18 protein-coding genes and 1 riboswitch are annotated in these 17,164 nt (G+C 54.5%); of the genes, 17 read left to right on the top strand and 1 reads right to left on the bottom strand.

What is annotated here, in order from left to right; all coding sequences use genetic code 11:
* Positions 1-388 precede the first annotated feature (388 nt).
* From ACYJL1_RS00680 to thiD, 8 genes are all read left to right on the top strand, one after another.
* A complete protein-coding gene (locus tag ACYJL1_RS00680; protein WP_460896560.1) occupies positions 389-1,441 on the top strand; it encodes a dipeptidase in 1,053 nt (350 codons plus the stop codon).
* A 70-nt stretch (positions 1,442-1,511) separates the two neighbouring features.
* Complete coding sequence (locus ACYJL1_RS00675; RefSeq protein WP_460897887.1) at positions 1,512-3,119, top strand: ABC transporter substrate-binding protein; 1,608 nt, start codon at positions 1,512-1,514, stop codon at positions 3,117-3,119.
* Between the two features lie 31 nt (positions 3,120-3,150).
* Positions 3,151-4,203: an ABC transporter permease gene (locus ACYJL1_RS00670; RefSeq protein ID WP_460897886.1), complete on the top strand. Its 1,053-nt coding sequence runs from the start codon at positions 3,151-3,153 to the stop codon at positions 4,201-4,203.
* Positions 4,200-5,123 carry a nickel transporter permease gene (nikC, locus tag ACYJL1_RS00665; protein ID WP_460896559.1) on the top strand — a complete coding sequence of 308 codons (924 nt, stop codon included), beginning with the start codon at positions 4,200-4,202 and terminating at the stop codon, positions 5,121-5,123. The genes ACYJL1_RS00670 and nikC overlap by 4 nt, the downstream gene beginning before the upstream one ends.
* Entirely contained in the window at positions 5,120-5,953 is an 834-nt protein-coding gene (locus ACYJL1_RS00660; RefSeq protein ID WP_460896558.1) for an ABC transporter ATP-binding protein, read from the top strand. The genes nikC and ACYJL1_RS00660 overlap by 4 nt, the downstream gene beginning before the upstream one ends.
* The gene (locus ACYJL1_RS00655) at positions 5,950-6,711 is read left to right on the top strand and encodes an ABC transporter ATP-binding protein (protein WP_460896557.1); all 762 of its coding nucleotides are present in this window, start codon (positions 5,950-5,952) and stop codon (positions 6,709-6,711) included. The genes ACYJL1_RS00660 and ACYJL1_RS00655 overlap by 4 nt, the downstream gene beginning before the upstream one ends.
* 38 nt (positions 6,712-6,749) lie before the next feature.
* A riboswitch (TPP riboswitch) is annotated at positions 6,750-6,853 on the top strand.
* Positions 6,854-6,998: 145 nt separating this feature from the next.
* Positions 6,999-7,664 carry a thiamine phosphate synthase gene (gene thiE, locus ACYJL1_RS00650; protein ID WP_460896556.1) on the top strand — a complete coding sequence of 222 codons (666 nt, stop codon included), beginning with the start codon at positions 6,999-7,001 and terminating at the stop codon, positions 7,662-7,664.
* Positions 7,661-8,461, top strand: coding sequence for a bifunctional hydroxymethylpyrimidine kinase/phosphomethylpyrimidine kinase (gene thiD, locus ACYJL1_RS00645; protein ID WP_460896555.1), 801 nt, complete (start codon positions 7,661-7,663; stop codon positions 8,459-8,461). Before thiE ends, thiD begins: the two co-directional genes overlap by 4 nt.
* A gap of 21 nt (positions 8,462-8,482) precedes the next feature.
* Here thiD and ACYJL1_RS00640 read toward each other — a convergent pair whose 3' ends face one another.
* Positions 8,483-9,211: a transglycosylase SLT domain-containing protein gene (locus ACYJL1_RS00640; protein WP_460896554.1), complete on the bottom strand. Its 729-nt coding sequence runs from the start codon at positions 9,209-9,211 to the stop codon at positions 8,483-8,485.
* A gap of 306 nt (positions 9,212-9,517) precedes the next feature.
* Between ACYJL1_RS00640 and ACYJL1_RS00635 the strand changes: the two genes are divergently transcribed.
* From ACYJL1_RS00635 to ACYJL1_RS00595, 9 genes are all read left to right on the top strand, one after another.
* A complete protein-coding gene (locus tag ACYJL1_RS00635; protein ID WP_460896553.1) occupies positions 9,518-10,261 on the top strand; it encodes a FadR/GntR family transcriptional regulator in 744 nt (247 codons plus the stop codon).
* A 33-nt stretch (positions 10,262-10,294) separates the two neighbouring features.
* The gene (locus tag ACYJL1_RS00630; RefSeq protein ID WP_460896552.1) at positions 10,295-11,269 is read left to right on the top strand and encodes a sialic acid TRAP transporter substrate-binding protein SiaP; all 975 of its coding nucleotides are present in this window, start codon (positions 10,295-10,297) and stop codon (positions 11,267-11,269) included.
* A 67-nt stretch (positions 11,270-11,336) separates the two neighbouring features.
* On the top strand, positions 11,337-11,909 hold the full coding sequence (locus tag ACYJL1_RS00625) for a TRAP transporter small permease (protein ID WP_460896551.1): 573 nt from the start codon (positions 11,337-11,339) through the stop codon (positions 11,907-11,909).
* A 3-nt stretch (positions 11,910-11,912) separates the two neighbouring features.
* Positions 11,913-13,319 carry a TRAP transporter large permease gene (locus ACYJL1_RS00620; protein ID WP_460896550.1) on the top strand — a complete coding sequence of 469 codons (1,407 nt, stop codon included), beginning with the start codon at positions 11,913-11,915 and terminating at the stop codon, positions 13,317-13,319.
* Positions 13,316-14,362, top strand: a complete 1,047-nt coding sequence (locus ACYJL1_RS00615) for an L-idonate 5-dehydrogenase (protein ID WP_460896549.1) — start codon at positions 13,316-13,318, stop codon at positions 14,360-14,362. Before ACYJL1_RS00620 ends, ACYJL1_RS00615 begins: the two co-directional genes overlap by 4 nt.
* Before the next feature lie 80 nt (positions 14,363-14,442).
* Complete coding sequence (locus tag ACYJL1_RS00610; protein WP_460896548.1) at positions 14,443-15,300, top strand: D-alanyl-D-alanine carboxypeptidase family protein; 858 nt, start codon at positions 14,443-14,445, stop codon at positions 15,298-15,300.
* A 114-nt stretch (positions 15,301-15,414) separates the two neighbouring features.
* A complete protein-coding gene (locus ACYJL1_RS00605) occupies positions 15,415-15,999 on the top strand; it encodes a hypothetical protein (protein WP_460896547.1) in 585 nt (194 codons plus the stop codon).
* Complete coding sequence (locus ACYJL1_RS00600) at positions 15,999-16,586, top strand: hypothetical protein (RefSeq protein WP_460896546.1); 588 nt, start codon at positions 15,999-16,001, stop codon at positions 16,584-16,586. Before ACYJL1_RS00605 ends, ACYJL1_RS00600 begins: the two co-directional genes overlap by 1 nt.
* Positions 16,587-16,590: 4 nt before the next feature.
* Positions 16,591-17,163, top strand: a complete 573-nt coding sequence (locus ACYJL1_RS00595; protein ID WP_460896545.1) for a hypothetical protein — start codon at positions 16,591-16,593, stop codon at positions 17,161-17,163.
* The last annotated feature ends 1 nt before the right edge of the window (position 17,164 follow it).

The raw sequence follows: 17,164 nt of genomic DNA, 5'->3' as shown, positions 1-17,164 counted from the left end.
AGCTAGTTCTGAAATATTGCAAGGCAACGTTGCAGGTCGATGTTGCAACCCGCTACTTCCCTCATGCTGAGCTTGTCGAAGCACGCACAAAATCCGTGCAAAAATCGCGGCGTCTCCTAGAGGAAGCTTGGGAAATCTGGTCACTGCTGGAGGAGGTAATCATGAGATTGTCACCTTTCATGCCTGTTGATAGCAGCATGACGCCATTTCCAAGAATTGCACAATGTGTGGGCAAATTGCCGTACAGCCTTCTATTTATACTTTTGTCTAACAACTCTCTTGAATGTTCATTGCGGGCATGATCTTTTGGCAAAATAGGCGCCGGGATATTCAACGGAATGATGACCCGTCAGCGCACCGCTTTTGATGAATTTGAACGGGAATTGAAATGCAGCCAGTCTTCGATGGTCACAACGATGTGCTTTACCGGTTGTGGAAACATTCGAAAAACGGGACAGACCCGGTTCAGGAATTCATCGAAGGCACAAGTTTAGGCCACATAGACAAGAAGCGGGCGCTGAAAGGCGGTCTGGTTGGCGGTCTCTGCGCCATCTATGTTCCCTCCGGGGATCTGGCTTTCAAGGCTCCAGATGCCAATGGCCATTATTCCACGCCACTAGCAGCGCCGCTGGAACGTGCTCCCTCGCTCGATATTGCTCTGGAGATGGCTTCAATAGCCCTGCGGTTGCAGCAGGCAGGCGGCTGGAAACTCTGCCGCAGTACAGCGGAAATCAGCGAATGCATCAATGAGGATCAATTCGCGGCAGTTCTTCACATGGAAGGTTGCGAGGCGATTGGTGCAGATTTGGCTGCACTTGATGTGTTTTACGCTGCGGGCCTGCGCTCGCTGGGCCCAGTCTGGAGCCGGAACAATATTTTCGCCCATGGCGTTCCTTTCGCCTATCCGATGGACCCGGATACAGGTCCGGGTTTAACAGGGGCAGGCGAAGAATTGGTCAAGGCCTGCAATCGTCTCGGCATTCTGATTGATCTTGCGCATATAACGGAAAAAGGCTTCTGGGATGTTGCGCGTCTCAGCGATCAACCGCTGGTGGCCAGCCATTCCAACGTACACGCACTAACGCCCGTGGCGCGCAATGTCACCGATAAACAGTTTGATGCGATCCGCGAGAGTAAAGGGCTTGTTGGACTGAATTATGCTGTGGCCATGCTGCGCCCGGATGCGCGCGAAAACGCTGATACTCCGCTGACAGATATGGTCCAGCACATTGATTATATGGTCAATCGGATGGGTATTGATTGCGTGGCACTTGGTTCTGATTTCGATGGTGCTAAAATCCCCGGTGAAATTGCCGATGCAAGCGGCAATCAGAAACTGGTCGAAGCCTTGCGCGAGGCTGGCTATGGCGAGGATGATCTTGCAAAAATCTGTCGTAAAAACTGGCTGCGTGTGCTTGGCTCGGCCTGGCACGAGCAATAAAAAGAAACAAAGGGTCCGGGACAAGCTCAAGATGCCGGCCCATAGCTCTAAACAGGGAACCAGAACAATGTTGATGACCAAGATGAACCCGAAATTTCGAATGATGCTGGGCAGTGCAGCCCTCTCGGCCATAATGCTTTCGAGCATGCCGGCCTTCGCCGAAACGCCTGCCGACACGCTGGTCGAGGCTTGGGCGATTGATGACGTTATCACACTTGATCCGGGTGAAGCTTTTGAGCTGACCATGGGCGAGATCAACGGCAATACCTATGACAAGCTGGTACGGCTCGACATCAATGATCCATCGAAGATCGTTGCCGATGTCGCCGAAAGCTGGACGGTTTCCGATGATGGCCTGACCTATACATTCAAGCTCAGGCCCAATCTGCAATTTGCTTCCGGTAATCCGCTGACCGCCGAAGACGTGGCCTATTCCTTTGAGCGCGCAGTCAAGCTCGATTTGAGCCCGGCATTCATTCTGACGCAGTTCGGTTTGAACAAGGACAATGTGACCGAAAAAGCAAAGGCGACTGACCCGTCCACTTTTGTTTTCACCGTTGACCAGTCTTACGCTCCAAGCTTCGTCTTGAACTGCCTGACATCGACAGTCGCTTCGGTTGTCGACAAGAAACTGATCTCCGAGCACATCGTCAATGACGATTTCGGCAATGCCTGGATGAAGACGAATTATGCGGGTTCCGGCCCGATGAAGATTCGCGACTGGCGCGCCAATGAGATTATCGTTCTGGAGCGCAATGACAATTATTATGGAACCAAGGCGCCTCTGGCTCGCGTCATTTATCGCCACGTCAAGGAAAGCGCGGCGCAGCGCCTTCTGCTCGAAAAAGGCGATGTCGATGTTGCCCGCAATCTTGAGCCGAACGATCTGGAACAGGTAGTCAAAAACCAGGACATCACAACCGTAAGTGCGCCAAAAGGGACACTCTATTACATCAGCCTCAACCAGAAAAATGAGAACCTTGCGAAGCCGGAAGTACGGCAGGCGTTCAAATATCTGGTGGATTATCAGGCAATCGGCGAGCAATTGATCAAGGGTGCTGGCGAAATTCATCAAACCTTCCTGCCGAAGAACATGCTGGGCGAGCTGGATGAAATGCCATTCAAGCTGGATGTGGCAAAGGCCAAGGAGTTGCTTGAAAAGGCCGGACTGAAAGATGGCTTCTCCTTCACCATGGATGTGCGCAACAATCAGCCGGTGACGGGTATTGCTGAATCAGTTCAGCAAACGCTTGCGCAGGCTGGCATCAAGATGGAGATCATCCCGGGAGATGGCAAGCAGACGCTTACAAAGTATCGCGCCCGTACGCATGATTCCTATATCGGCCAATGGGGCGTTGACTATTGGGATCCAAATTCCAATGCCGAAACCTTCACCAGCAATACGGACAATGCGGACACCGGTACCAACAAGACACTCGCATGGCGCAATGCCTGGGATGTGCCGGAACTAACCCAGGAAACCAAGGATGCCCTGCTTGAGCGTGACAATGCCAAGCGCGCAGCCATGTATCAGGACCTGCAGAAAAAAGTGCTTGAAACCAGCCCCTTTATCATCATCTTCCAGCAGACAGAGGTGGCCGGACTGCGTTCGAATATCAAGAACTTCAAGCTTGGTCCATCATTCGATACCAACTATGTTTTCAACGTAACAAAGTGATCCGGAATCTGTACCGGTGAGCACATCTGACATGCAATTGGAGGCCGGGCGCTCGGGCGCCCGGGCTTTAAACTTTGCCAGGGCCGTGGGCAGGTTTCTGCTCATCGGTGCCATCACATTTCTCGGTCTTCTGGCCGTCACATTTTTCATTGGCCGTGTCATTCCGATTGATCCGGCGCTTGCCATCGTCGGCGATCGCGCGCCTGCGCATGTCGTGGAGCGTGTCCGTGAAGAGCTCGGATTGAACCTGCCGCTGTATCAGCAGTTCTTCCTCTATTTGAAGGGCGTTCTGCAAGGTGAGTTCGGCAATTCCGTTCTGACCAGCAATCCGGTGATGACCGATATTATCCGCGTCTTTCCCGCTACATTTGAGCTGGCAACACTCGGTACTCTTATTGGTGCATTTGTGGGTGTTCCGCTTGGTGTTCTGGCCGCTGTGAAGCGCGGCACGATCCTCGATCAGATTGTCCGGGTTATCGGCCTGGTCGGCTATTCGGTGCCTGTGTTCTGGCTGGGGCTGCTTGGTCTTGTGCTGTTTTACGCCAAGCTTGGCTGGGTTTCAGGGCCGGGGCGCATCGATGTTGTCTACGAATACACCTTTACACCGATCACCGGACTTTACCTGCTCGACGCGATTTTGCAGAACAATTGGGAAGTGTTCCGCAATATTTTCAGCTTCATCATCCTGCCAGCCTCCGTTTTGGGTTATTTCTCGCTGGCCTATATCAGCCGGATGACGCGTTCTTTCATGCTCAACGAACTTGAGCAGGAATATATTGTTGCAGCGCGCGCCAAGGGCCTCTCCGAAACGCGGATTATCTGGGCCCATGCCTTGCGCAATGCGGCTGTGCCATTGCTGACTGTGATCGTGCTGTCCTTTGCCAATCTGCTTGAGGGTTCGGTGCTAACCGAAACAATCTTCTCCTGGCCCGGTCTTGGCAGCTACATTACCAATTCGCTCCAGAACGCCGACATGAATGCAGTGCTCGGCGGCACGATTATCATTGGTGCCGTATTCATCGCCATCAACCTTCTTTCCGATCTTCTGTATCGGCTACTTGACCCACGGACGCGCGCACGATGAGTGAGATCGCAAAACCAATTTCCCGCCGTGAATGGCTGATGAGCGACCGGCCGCAGTCGCGTATGCAAGCCCGTCTTGGCCGCGCCTATCTGATCTGGAGCCGCTTTGCCAGCAACAGGCTGGCTGTGATCGGTCTTGGCATTATTTTTGCTCTGGTGCTGGTGGCGATGTTTGCGCCTCAGCTTGCGCCACATTCGCCAGTTGCAGGCGACCTGCGTAATGCACGTCTATTGCCGCCCGGCGGGGACTATTGGCTTGGCACGGATGATCAGGGCCGTGATATTCTCTCGCGTCTGATCTATGGCTCGCGACTGACACTTTATGTGGTTATTCTTGTGGCGATCATTGCCGCACCGATTGGTTTGCTCGTCGGCACCATTGCCGGCTATGCCGGGGGTTGGGTGGATGCCATCCTGATGCGGCTCACCGACATTTTTCTGGCGTTTCCAAAACTTATTCTGGCTCTCGCTTTGGTGGCTGCACTGGGACCGGGTATTGAGAATGCAGTCATTGCCATAGCGGTGACCTCGTGGCCGCCCTATGCGCGTATTGCCAGAGCTGAAACGCTGACCGTGCGTAATTCTGATTATATTGCCGCTGTGCAGCTCATGGGTGCATCGCCAATCCGCATCGTGCTGCGCCACATCATGCCGCTTTGCCTTTCATCTCTGATCGTCCGTGTGACACTCGATATGGCGGGAATTATCCTGGTCGCGGCGGGACTTGGCTTCCTTGGTCTAGGTGCACAGCCGCCATTGCCTGAATGGGGCGCAATGATTGCATCGGGCCGCCGCTTCATCATGGACCAGTGGTGGGTGGCAGCCGCACCGGGTTTTGCCATTCTGATCGTCAGTCTTGGCTTTAATCTCCTTGGCGATGGCTTGCGTGATGCGCTCGATCCGCGGGGGAACAATCAATGAGTGCCTTGCTGACAGTCAAGGATCTGCGGGTCCAGTTTCCCACGCGTACCGGCGTTGTCGATGCTGTGCGTGGTGTTTCATTCACGCTGGGCCGCGAAAGGCTTGGCATTGTCGGGGAGTCCGGTTCAGGAAAGTCCCAAACCGGGCGCGCAATCATGGGGCTGACGCCGGCTCATGCGAAGATCAGCGCTGATACGTTGAATTTCGACGGGATGGACCTTCTGGATATTTCTGCGAAGGAGCGGCGCAGCCTGCGCGGCAATCGTGTCGCCATGATCCTCCAGGACCCGAAATACTCGCTTAATCCGGTCATGAGTATCGGCAGGCAGATTGTTGAGACGCTGCGGACCCATGAGAAGGTGAGCAAAGGTGAGGCACGCAAGCGCGCGCTCGATATGCTTGCTGCTGTGCAGATACGTGACCCCGAGCGGGTCTTCAAGCTGTATCCGCATGAGGTGTCGGGCGGTATGGGACAGCGCGCCATGATCGCCATGATGCTCATTACCGGGCCGGAGCTATTAATCGCAGATGAGCCGACTTCCGCTCTAGATGTGACGGTGCAGCTTGATGTGCTGCGTATCCTTGACGATCTTGTGCGGGATCGCGGCATGGGACTGATTTTCATCTCCCATGATTTGCGGCTGGTCTCATCATTCTGCGACCGCGTGATTGTCATGTATGCGGGGCGAATTGTCGAGGAGATCGCTGCGGCTGATCTGAAGAATGCCAAACATCCCTATACGCGTGGTCTCATGAATTGTATGCCGCAGATCGGCACCGACCGGCATCCGTTGCCGGTTCTTGACCGCAAGCCGGAGTGGGCCGCATGAACAATCTGCAAATGGCGGCTCTTAGCGTCGAAAATCTTGAAGTGAAGTTTGAACGCTTTCGCGCATTGCGCGGGGTCAGTCTTGACGTCCAGCAAGGCGAATCCTTTGGTCTGGTGGGCGAGTCCGGTTCAGGAAAATCAACCTTGCTGCGGGCCGTCGCGGGACTTGCGCCTGTTACAGGCGGCACGATTACAGTCAACGGCAAGACGCTGGGATCATCCCGGACAAAGGCATTTTATCGCGAAGTACAGATGGTGTTTCAGGACCCCTATGGCTCGCTGCATCCGCGCCAGACCGTGGATCGCCTGCTGTTGGAGCCATTGGTCGTGCATGGCTTTGCCGACATCGAAAAACGCATCCTGCGCGCGCTTGACGAAGTCGGTCTCGGTTCAAGCTTTCGCTTCCGCTATTCGCATCAGCTTTCCGGCGGACAGCGCCAGAGGGTCGCTATTGCCCGCGCATTGATCCTTGAGCCGTCAATCCTGCTCCTTGATGAACCCACATCAGCCCTTGATGCCTCGGTCCAAGCGGAAGTGTTGAATCTGCTTGAACAGATAAGGCGGGACAGAAAGCTGACCTTCCTGATGGTCAGCCACGATCTGGCGGTGGTCACCCATATGTGCGACCGGCTGATGGTGATGCAGAGCGGCGCAGAGGTGGAACGCCTGTCGGCGGCAGACCTTGCCCGCCATGCAGTCAAGGAAGATTACACGCGCAACCTGCTTGTGGCGAGTGAAGGCTTTGTCCGGCCCGCATAACGGCGCATTGACTTCCGCAATGCGCCGTCTCATCATGACTTCATTCCGAGGGGGGCATCGTACGATGCTGAGATGGCGCTGAGCCAAGACCCTTGAACCTGATCCGGATTATGCCGGCGTAGGAACGGGAATTGAGCAGTTATCACGCTGGTTTCGTCTCTTCGCACATATCCGGGTTTCCAGTAGAGCGCTTAACGGCGCTCTGACCTTATTAGTTTTACGCAATTCCGGACGCAAAACCGCTTCACACTTTTGCTGGAATTGCTCCATTAAATGGAGTCCGCGACGTGCCACAAGTAGATTACCGCCTGAATGCCATTGTCGATTTTGATGCTATTGGCCCTAGTAAAGATTTGGGAGCATTAGCCCTCGCAGCGGCGCGTGGTGGCGCCACGATCATCCAATATCGCGACAAGAATTCTGCAACCCGCGATATGATCAATCGTGCACGGCAGATACATGCCGCGCTCAAAGAAACTGGTGTGCCGCTACTCGTCAATGACCGGGTGGATGTTGCTCTAGCCGCTGGCGTTGAGGGTGTGCATGTGGGGCGTGAAGACATGGCGGTTGCCGATGTCCGCCGTCTGCTTGGGCCAAATGCGATTATCGGGCTGACGGTCAAGAATGAGCCGGATGCGCAAGCTGCAATCGACGGCGATATTGACTATGCCTGCATTGGCGGACTGTTTGAAACGCCCACCAAGGAAAATCTGCAACCTATCGGCTTTGATGGCTTCAAGCGCCTGGCTGCTATCATAGGCGGGGCCAAACCGCATCTGCCCATAGGCGCTATTGCCGGTATCGGATTGGAGCGCACGCCTTTCGCTATTGAAGCAGGTGCAGATGGCGTTGCGGTCATTTCCGCAATCTTCCGGCAGGATAATCCGCAAGCGGCGGCGCAAGCTTTGCGCTCCGCAGTGGATCAAGCCTTGCGGGTAAGAGAGCCAGCATGACTGCAATAGCGCTGACCATTGCCGGGTCCGATAGCGGGGGCGGGGCAGGGATTCAGGCCGATTTGAAAACCTTCTCGGCGCTGGGTGTTTATGGTGCGAGCGTCCTCACCGCTATCACCGCGCAGAACACGAATGGTGTGACCGCGATTGAAAATCTTTCGCCAGCAATCATCCGGGCGCAGATGGATGCAGTCCTCTCCGACCTCGACGTGAATGCGATCAAGATCGGCATGGTATCGACAGTCTCGACCATAGAGACAATTGCGGAAGGGCTCGATCACTGGCAACGCAAGGCCGTGTTCGACCCTGTGATGGTCGCAACAGCCGGTGACCCTTTATTGCAGCCAGCCGCAATTGATGCACTGCGGCAGCTTCTCTTGCCGCGTGCGCTGTTGCTCACTCCCAATTTGCCGGAAGCTGCCTTGCTGACAAATATGCCGATCGCCGAAGACGAAACCCAGATGGTGCGGCAGGCGGAAAAGCTGCTTGAGCTGGGTCCCTCGGCCGTGCTCATAAAGGGCGGGCATGGCAAAGGGGAATTGAGCACGGATATCCTGCTTGACGGGTCGGCGATGAAGCGGTTTTCCGCGCTGCGTATCGAAACTGTGAACGACCATGGTACGGGATGCACACTGGCCTCTGCCATTACCGCTGGCCTGGCAAAGGGAATGGCGCTGCATAGTGCCGTTTGTGAAGCCAAAGACTATCTGACGGCGGCCATGTCAGCAGGCGAAACGCTGAAAGTTGGTCGTGGGCGTGGTCCGGTTCACCACTTCCATCGCTGGTGGGCGGCATAGCGGCATCCGCGCAGTAGGAGTTTAAAGCGGTGCGGCAGCGCCCGAAGCCATGTCAGGCCGCTGCACAGGCAGCGGGACGGCGGCGGGGAACATCACGGCAGTCTCTCCTGAATAAGCGAGTTGCGTAGGCAATGCAGCGGACGTTTCGGCAGGGGCCATGGCCGTCATTGTGGTGGAGGCGGGTTCAACCGGCTTGCTCGATGGCTTCAAGCCCGTCTCTTCCAGAAGCCCTTTTTTCTTGGCCTGATAGTAATAGCCGCGAGCGTAAAGCCGCACGGCCTGATCAGGATTGTTATCGGCAACCTTGTAGGCACCGGCAAGATACTTCACGCCAAATTTGAGGTTTGTTTCTGCATCCAGCAAATCCTGTGCAGAGCCGGTATGGCCCATTCCGCGTGCTGTCGCTGGCAACATCTGCATCAGGCCCCAATAGGGGCCGTTGCGTGCCTGTGGATTGCCACGGCTTTCCCGGTGCACAACGCGGCGAACCAGCGATTCAGGCACTTCATAGGCAACGGAATATTTTGAGATCAGACTGTCGAGCGGTGTTCCGGTATCTTTGAACTCCGGTGCACTTTTTGTGCTCGCAGCAACGGCAGCGCTCGTCTTGCCCTCTGTCGCTATAACCGGACTGGCGGCAGCTTCTGCAGCAGCAACACGTGGAGATTGTTCAGGAATCGGCAATGATGCAGTCTCGGGTAGCTTGGTATCCGTCGTGGTGCATGCGCCCAAAATCAAGGCGAAGCTCAAGCAAGCAAATGTCCGAAGCGATCGTGTATCAGGCAGCATTTATCACCGGTTTGACGAAGCAACTCTTTTAACGAGTGGTTTCTCTTAGCGCGTTCGCTTCGCTTAGCGGCAATCACTTTCTGATACATAATGTAACAATGACCTTAGCCGCCTTTCACGGCGATATAAATCAAGACAAGACCGACCTGCCAAAAGTAGCTCGCAACCAGCGGTTGACTCAATCATATATATCAATGTATCACTTATATATTGGTAAGGCCAGTTTACCAGTTGCCTGGAAATGGGAAGCCGGGCGGGGAGGTTCACATGTTCGCAGCCATTCAGTCCCGTCGGCTTTACCGGCAGGTGGCAGACCAGATACGAAGCCAGATCGAACATGGTCAGCTGGGTGTCGGTGAGCGTTTGCCCGGTGAGCGTGAGCTGGCTGAGGAGCTTGGCGTTTCCCGTCCCACCATTCGTGAGGCTTTGATTGCCCTTGAGGTGGAGGGGCTCATTCACATTCGCATGGGATCGGGCGTTTACGTCGCACGGTCACCACGACCAAAGCGTCTTCAGGTTCAGGCCGAGGAACTTGAAGGGCCTTTCGAGTTGTTAAGGGCACGCGCCCTGATTGAGTGCGCGATTGCCGAAGAGGCTGCCCGCATTGTCACGCCGAAACACATAGCAGCGATGGATGATGTACTGACGCAAATGGCGCGGACATTCAACAATCCGCAAGTCTCAATAGCGCTTGACCGTACATTCCATACGACCATTGCCGGTATCATGGAAAACTCTGCGCTCGACCGCGTTGTCGGTGAACTGTTCGACCAGCGCATGACGCCTTATTTCACACGGCTGGCAAGCTATTTTGAGAGCGCGGCTTCATGGCGGGAAGCCTTTGAGGAACATCGCGCAGTTCGCGACGCCATTGCAGGTGGTGATCCTGTTCGCGCCAAGGCTGCGATGCAACATCATCTGCATCAATCGCAGTTGAGGTTTTCCAGAAGTTTTGACGAGGAGCTGGAAACGGAGAGAGGCCATTCGACAAAGGCGTCTCGACAGAAGTAACGAGAACTGAATTCAATCAGGGAGGAAACAACAATGAAACTCAAACTGGCTACACTTTTTGGCGCTGCGGCGGCCCTTGCCATTTCGGCAGTGGTTGCACAGGCGCAAACCACGCTGAAATGGGCGCATGTCTATGAAACATCCGAACCGTTTCACACCGAGTCGGTATGGGCGGCAGAAGAAATCGCCAAGCGTACCGATGGGCGTTACAAGATCGACGTTTTTCCAGCATCTCAGCTTGGCAAGGAAGCGGATATCAATCAGGGCCTGAGGCTTGGCACGGTCGATATCATTATCTCGGGTTCAAGCTTTGCTGCTCGTGATTTCAAGCCCATCGGCGTCACCTATTTCCCCTATATTTTCAGCGATTCCGACCATCTGATCGCTTATACCAAGAGTGACGTTTTCAAACGGCTTGCCGCTGGTTATGAGGAGAAAACCGGCAATCACATTACATCGGTGAGCTATTACGGTACGCGCCACACGACGGCCAACAAGCCCATCGCCAAGTGCTCGGACATGGCCGGGTTGAAAATCCGCGTTCCGGATGTTCCAGCCTATCTGGCAATGCCACGTGCCTGCGGCGCCAATACAACGCCAATCGCTTTTGCCGAGGTTTATCTGGCATTGCAGAACGGCACTGTTGAAGCTCAGGAAAACCCGCTGACGACGATTGAAGCCAAGAAGTTTTTCGAAGTTCAGAAGAACATCATTCTGACCGGTCATATTGTTGATCATCTGAACACCGTGGTTTCCAAGCAGCTCTGGTCCAGCCTTAGCGATGAAGACAAGAAAATCTTCGGCGATGTGATGCAGGAAGCTGCCGAAAAGACGACCAAGATCATTGCTGACAAGGAAAAGGAACTCGTTGCGAGCTTCAAGGAGCGTGGCCTGTCCGTTACCGAAGTTGACAAGGCTGATTTTGAAAAGACCGTTTTGGAGAAGGTGAAGTTCGAAGACTTCGGTTACGAAAAGTCCGACTGGGAAGCCATTCGCGCCATCAAGTAACACATTCAGACTGGCCGGGTAGTTTGGCTTCCCGGCCACTTTTCTTGCCCTGAGGACGGAGATAGCCATGTCCAAGGAAGTTCATACACAGATTACGGCTGAAGAGCTTGCACACTCATTCGAGGACGCGGCACCTGTCGTTAATCTATCGGAATATGCGGTTGAGGATTGGCTGACGCTCTTTGTTTTCTGGCTGATGACCGGCTGCGTTTTCCTGCAATTCTTCACCCGTTATGTTCTGAATGACAGCTACGCGTGGACGGAGGAAATCGCGATCAATTGCCTGATTGGCGTCGTGTTTCTCGGCTCTGTCATGTGTGTTCGTGTCTCGCGTCATATTCAGGTAGACGTGCTTTATCATTATATACCGGCACGCTTTGCCCGCATTCTTGCAACGTTCGTTGATCTCGTTCGCATTGGCTTCTTCGTCTACGCCGTGTGGTTGATGTGGCGCTATGTCGAGATTGTGGCTGACGAAATGATGGTGACGGTTGAACTGCCCCGCAACATCGTATTCTACGGCGTGCTCATATCCTTCGTCCTGATGCTGCTTCGTTCCATTCAGGTTTTTATCGCCAATATCCGCCGTGGCTATTCCGTTCTGGAACGTCCCGAAGAATTCCAGAGCGTTGAGGGTTGATTCATGTTGCTGCTTGTTGGTTCATTTCTACTATTGATGATTGTCGGCGTGCCGGTTGCCATTTCGATGGCGGTGGCTTCGGTCCTTTATCTCGTATTTTTTGGTGTCGCTCCGGACATTATCGTCGCCCAGCGCATGATCGCCGGTGTTGAGAGCTTCCCGCTGCTCGCCGTGCCATTCTTCATCCTCGCTGGTAATCTGATGAATTCTGCCGGTGTGACAGGCCGCATCTACTCCTTTGCGGTTTCGCTTGTGGGCTGGATGAAAGGCGGACTGGCGCAAGTGAACATTGTGGGTTCGGTGATCTTCTCCGGAATGTCTGGAACGGCGCTGGCCGATGCTGCCGGTATAGGCACAATCGAAATCAAGGCGATGAAGGATCATGGCTATCCGGTGGAAGCTGCTGTCGGTGTCACTGCGGCTTCTGCAACGCTTGGCCCCATTTTCCCGCCATCCCTGCCTTTCGTTATCTATGGCATGATGGCCAATGTTTCGATTGGCGCGCTGTTCATGGCCGGTATTGTGCCAGGCCTCGTCATGACCATATTGATGATGATTACGGTCGCCATCTTCGCCTATGTGAAACGTTGGGGCTCCGATACGCCGTTCCAGCTCAAGCATCTGCTTGAGGCGTCGCTGGAAATCGTTGTCGTCGCCTGCGTGCCTCTCTTCATCTATCTGCTCACGTTGGCAGGACTTTCTGTCAATGTATCAGTGGGTATCGTGCTTGTACTCCTGCTCGCCGCCGACTGGTATTTTGATTTTTCCGCTGTCATGGCGCTGATGACTCCCATTATCCTCATCGGTGGCATGACCATGGGCTGGTTCACGCCAACAGAGGCGGCCGTTGCCGCGGTTCTCTGGTCGTTGTTTCTGGGCTTGGTCCGCTATCGCACCATGACAATGGCGAGCCTTGCCAAAGCAAGTTTCGATACGATCGAGACCACGGCTTCCGTGCTGTTTATTGTCACGGCGGCCTCAGTTTTCGCTTGGCTGCTGACGGTCAGTCAGGCGGCGCAGCTACTGTCAGCGGCAATTCTTTCGGTTACTGACAGCAAATGGGTGTTCCTGATACTGGTCAACATACTGATGCTGTTTGTCGGTTGCTTCCTCGATACCATTGCGGCGATCACAATCCTTGTGCCGATCCTTTTGCCGCTGGTATTGGGTTTCGGTATCGACCCGGTTCACTTCGGGCTGATCATGACCCTTAACCTGATGATCGGTCTGTTGCATCCGCCGCTGGGAATGGTGCTGTTTGTGCTGTCCCGCGTCGCGAAGCTTTCCGTAGAGCGAACGACCATGGCAATCTTGCCCTGGCTGGTGCCGCTCTTTATCGCATTGATCGCCATTACCTTCATCCCGGCGATCACACTTTGGCTTCCAACCCAACTGGGCCTTATAAAATGAGTAATAAAGGTATCGCCGCAACGCTTTTTGCAGCGGAAGACCTCCGCGTCGTTGACATTGAACTTGGAGAGCTCGCGCCGAATATGGCGCGGGTCAAGTTCGGCGCTGGCGGTATATGCGGCTCTGATATGCACTACTTCCGGCATGCAAAAACCGGCGACTTTATTGTGACTTCGCCGCTCATTCTCGGCCATGAGGTTGCCGGTGAAATCATCGAGATCGGGAGCGATGTAACCGGTATCGCCGTTGGTGACCGGGTTGCGGTTAATCCGTCGCGCTGGTGCGGAACCTGCGCCTACTGTCATGAAGGTCGCCCAAACCTGTGTGAGAATATCTATTTCATGGGTTCTGCTTCCAAAACGCCGCATATGCAGGGTGGTTTCGCCAGTGTTTTTGATGCGGTGGCCGCACAATGCGTGAAAGTGCCAAATGACCTGCCATTTCAGGCCGCAGCACTGGCTGAACCGCTTGCGGTGTGCCTGCATGCGGTGCGTCGCGCCGGTCATGTAAAGGGCACCTCAACGATCATTTTCGGCTCCGGCCCAATCGGCTTGCTGACGCTGCTGGCATTGAAACATGCGGGTGCGGAATCCGTGACGATGGTTGATGTGGCGGCTGCCCCGTTGAAATTTGCCAAGGAACTCGGCGCGGACCAGATCGTTGATATTTCCGGCGGTGAAGAGAGCTTGGCAGAGGTTGCAGCGGCAACGCCATTTGACATCGCGTTTGAGATATCTGGAACTCCCGCCGGTCTGGCATCCGCCATCCGCACGGTTCGCCGTGGCGGCACAGTCGTTCAGGTCGGCAATCTTGCTGGAGGCTCCATCCCCGTGCCAGCCAATGCGATCATGTCCAAGGAACTCGATCTGATCGGCACATTCCGCTTCGGCGATGAATTCTTCGAAGCCGTGCAACTGATTGTTGAAAACAAGGTGGATGTCCTCAAGCTCGTGACAGGGGAGTATAGACTTGGCGATGCGCCAGAGGCTTTCCGCACAGCGCTCGACAGGTCACGCAGCGTTAAGGTCGTTCTGACTGCTTGATAACTGTACGACCGCTTGGCGTTGCCGTTGAAATCAGCTAACAAGGCATCTGTTCCAACCATAGTGTGCCGCGAGTATCCATGTTTTTGCATCCCGTCGTGAAATTCGCAGCTCTATTGGGTCTGACTTTAAGCGTTGCGAGCGGATGCACGACATCGACATCGCTCGACTCGGTTGGGGCGATAGCCTCAGTGCCAGTTACTGAAAAATCCGCTGCCATTGTGGTCGATGGCAGCACGGGGGCTGTGCTCTATCAGGCTGGTGCCGATCTGCCGCGTATACCGGCATCGCTTACCAAGATGATGACGCTTTACCTGACGTTCGATGCTTTGCAATCGGGCCGGATCAGCAAGCATACGCAAATCCCGGTCTCCGCCTATGCAGCTTCTCAGGTTCCCAGCAAGCTTGGCTTGAAACCCGGCAGCACCATCGATGTTGATACGGCGATCAAGGCGCTGACGGTTAAATCCGCCAACGATGTTGCCGTGGCTATGGCTGAGTATCTGGGCGGAACGGAAGAGCAATTTGCTGCCCAAATGACTGCAAAAGGGCGGCAGATCGGTCTGCGTAGAACAGTTTTCCAGAACGCGTCCGGATTGCCCGATGCACAGCAGATTACCACTGCACGGGATATGGCTTTGTTGGGACTGTCCCTGCGGAAACATTATCCGCAGCACTATCATTATTTTGGATCACAGGATTTTGTGTTCAATGGTAAAGTCATTCGTGGCCACAACCGTGTTCTGGCCCAGTTGAATGGTGCCGATGGCATAAAAACGGGATATGTCCGCGCCTCCGGCTTCAATATTGTCACGTCAATCAGTGATAATGGCCGCCAGATGGTCGCCGTCGTCATGGGCGGTGAGACTGCCAAGCTCCGAGATGCGCAGGTTGTCAGCCTGGTGAATGCCTATCTGCCGCAAGTCGCGCATAGGTAACATCTGTCAGACAGTTTCCTGGCAGGGTTGAAAAACACCTTCCTGCTGTTGCATGGTCTGCTCATCGCGACTCATTTCACGAGTTCCGGAGCGGCAGTGGAGAGACACGGATAGATGTGGTCCCATTTCGTCACGTTTCGCAGCAAGGCTTCAGCCTGGCTAACGGCAGGGCTCGGCTCATTTGCGGCATTGGGACTTGCCTTTGTCATGGGAGCTTTTGAAGCGGCTGAAAAGCCGCAGCTTCCGCAAATTACAGCCGGTCAATCAATGGAAGCGGGGAAATGGCTTATCAAGCCTCTTTCAATCCGGGTAACGGACCAGAAAGTTTACAGCACAACACCGAAGGACGGGCAAAAAGCGGTTGTGCTCGAAGTGGAGCTGACCAACCGCACGATCGAGTCCGACAGCGGCTATTATAATATTTTCCAATGGCCTGCCAATGTTGCGGAAAAAATCGCACAGCCGATGGTCTATCTGACGCGGGATGAATCCATGTCGCCAAACCTGCAACCGGGAATGCCGGAGAAAATGGCGTATGTCTGGCTCATCCCAAGTGACATCGTGGCAGGCAATGAGGTCAATCTGGCTATTGAGGCTTGGGGGTTCAAGCATCGCAATAATCTCACCGGCACCCCGGGCTGGTGGAACAAGAGCATCGTTGGTTCAGTACAGCTGCCGCTGCAAAGGGAGCAGGGCTGATGCGCCGCTTCGGGCATATTGCCATCATGCTTGTGGGGGTGGCCTTGCTATATGGCATGTGGGTGACGAAACCGCGGTATGGCGAACTTACAGGGCCGATTGCCGCCTATGGCAATATGCATGATCTGGTACATACGCGCGAATTTGACGTGACACTCAATCAGGTAAGCTTCGCCCGCGAATTGACCTATACACAGTTCGGGAAGGTAAAGGTGCTCACGACGTCCGGCCTTTGGGCTATTGCCTCGGTGGAACTGGCGGCTACAAACAAGAGTGCCGGGGTTTCGACAGCGACCTGGCAAGGGCCTACGGGTCTCAGATTCAAGCAGAGCAATCGCGTTGGCTGGTTACCCGGTCAGCCGCCTTATATGCTAGAGCCGGGCTTGCCGAAACAGGTGCAACTGGCATTTGAAATAATGCCCGATCAGGTCAATGGAGCGACATTGCTGATGTCGGCGCAAATGCTTCCTTCGCTGGATTCCGAGGCGCGGATCAAAATTGACGACTTCAAGAAGTTCAATGATGGCCAGCCACTGATCCTTGATCGTTTCGACATATCGCGTCCGCAACCGGTTGCAGGGAGTTGATGTGATGACCGTACTGGATCAGGATGCACAAAGTTCGGAGCGACGCTGGTACCGTCGCAGCCTTTGGGCTTTGATCATTATTGTTCCTGTCTCATTGTTCACCATCAGCTATGGCGACTATGTTGAAATGAGCCGTTACACCGATTTTTACCCGACGGAAGTGGCCGCGGGCGAGGTCAAGCATTATGGTGGCAGCGACTGGCAATTTTACGGGATGCGGAAAGTCGAAGAAGGAATTCGCCCCGGCTCGCTGCCTGCGGGTTCTGTTCCGGTGATTGCCAGATTTCTTGTGGAGATCGGCGATACCAATTTGCAGGAGCGATGGCTCATGTGCGCAATCCGGTTGACGGACAAGGCCGGTCGATCTTGGTCCCCCACTTCCATTCCCGGAATGCGCCTGCCCAAGGAAGGCATTCAGACATGCACATCAGCCATATTCTCAGGGGCGCAGAAAGGTACAAGACTGGTGATAGAGGAGCGTTTCCTTGTGCCGGTCGCTGTCGCGGATGAACTGCGTCCGACATTGGGTATGTATAGTGAGCGGCCCTATTATCTGAAATTTGCCCGCACAGAATAGA

This window comes from Phyllobacterium sp. K27 (genome assembly GCF_054796155.1).
Note: the sequence above shows the minus strand (reverse complement) of the source record. Positions and strands in the feature narration are given on the sequence as shown.

Excerpts from the sequence above, each read along its gene's own strand:
- ACYJL1_RS00600 (WP_460896546.1), top strand. The coding sequence starts at position 15,999 with ATGCGCCGCTTCGGGCATATTGCCATCATGCTTGTGGGGGTGGCCTTG.
- ACYJL1_RS00625 (WP_460896551.1), top strand. The coding sequence starts at position 11,337 with ATGTCCAAGGAAGTTCATACACAGATTACGGCTGAAGAGCTTGCACAC.
- ACYJL1_RS00660 (WP_460896558.1), top strand. The coding sequence starts at position 5,120 with ATGAGTGCCTTGCTGACAGTCAAGGATCTGCGGGTCCAGTTTCCCACG.
- ACYJL1_RS00620 (WP_460896550.1), top strand. The coding sequence starts at position 11,913 with ATGTTGCTGCTTGTTGGTTCATTTCTACTATTGATGATTGTCGGCGTG.
- ACYJL1_RS00610 (WP_460896548.1), top strand. The coding sequence starts at position 14,443 with ATGTTTTTGCATCCCGTCGTGAAATTCGCAGCTCTATTGGGTCTGACT.
- thiD (WP_460896555.1), top strand. The coding sequence starts at position 7,661 with ATGACTGCAATAGCGCTGACCATTGCCGGGTCCGATAGCGGGGGCGGG.
- nikC (WP_460896559.1), top strand. The coding sequence starts at position 4,200 with ATGAGTGAGATCGCAAAACCAATTTCCCGCCGTGAATGGCTGATGAGC.
- ACYJL1_RS00635 (WP_460896553.1), top strand. The coding sequence starts at position 9,518 with ATGTTCGCAGCCATTCAGTCCCGTCGGCTTTACCGGCAGGTGGCAGAC.
- ACYJL1_RS00605 (WP_460896547.1), top strand. The coding sequence starts at position 15,415 with ATGTGGTCCCATTTCGTCACGTTTCGCAGCAAGGCTTCAGCCTGGCTA.
- ACYJL1_RS00655 (WP_460896557.1), top strand. The coding sequence starts at position 5,950 with ATGAACAATCTGCAAATGGCGGCTCTTAGCGTCGAAAATCTTGAAGTG.
- ACYJL1_RS00670 (WP_460897886.1), top strand. The coding sequence starts at position 3,151 with ATGCAATTGGAGGCCGGGCGCTCGGGCGCCCGGGCTTTAAACTTTGCC.
- ACYJL1_RS00595 (WP_460896545.1), top strand. The coding sequence starts at position 16,591 with ATGACCGTACTGGATCAGGATGCACAAAGTTCGGAGCGACGCTGGTAC.
- ACYJL1_RS00630 (WP_460896552.1), top strand. The coding sequence starts at position 10,295 with ATGAAACTCAAACTGGCTACACTTTTTGGCGCTGCGGCGGCCCTTGCC.
- ACYJL1_RS00680 (WP_460896560.1), top strand. The coding sequence starts at position 389 with ATGCAGCCAGTCTTCGATGGTCACAACGATGTGCTTTACCGGTTGTGG.
- ACYJL1_RS00615 (WP_460896549.1), top strand. The coding sequence starts at position 13,316 with ATGAGTAATAAAGGTATCGCCGCAACGCTTTTTGCAGCGGAAGACCTC.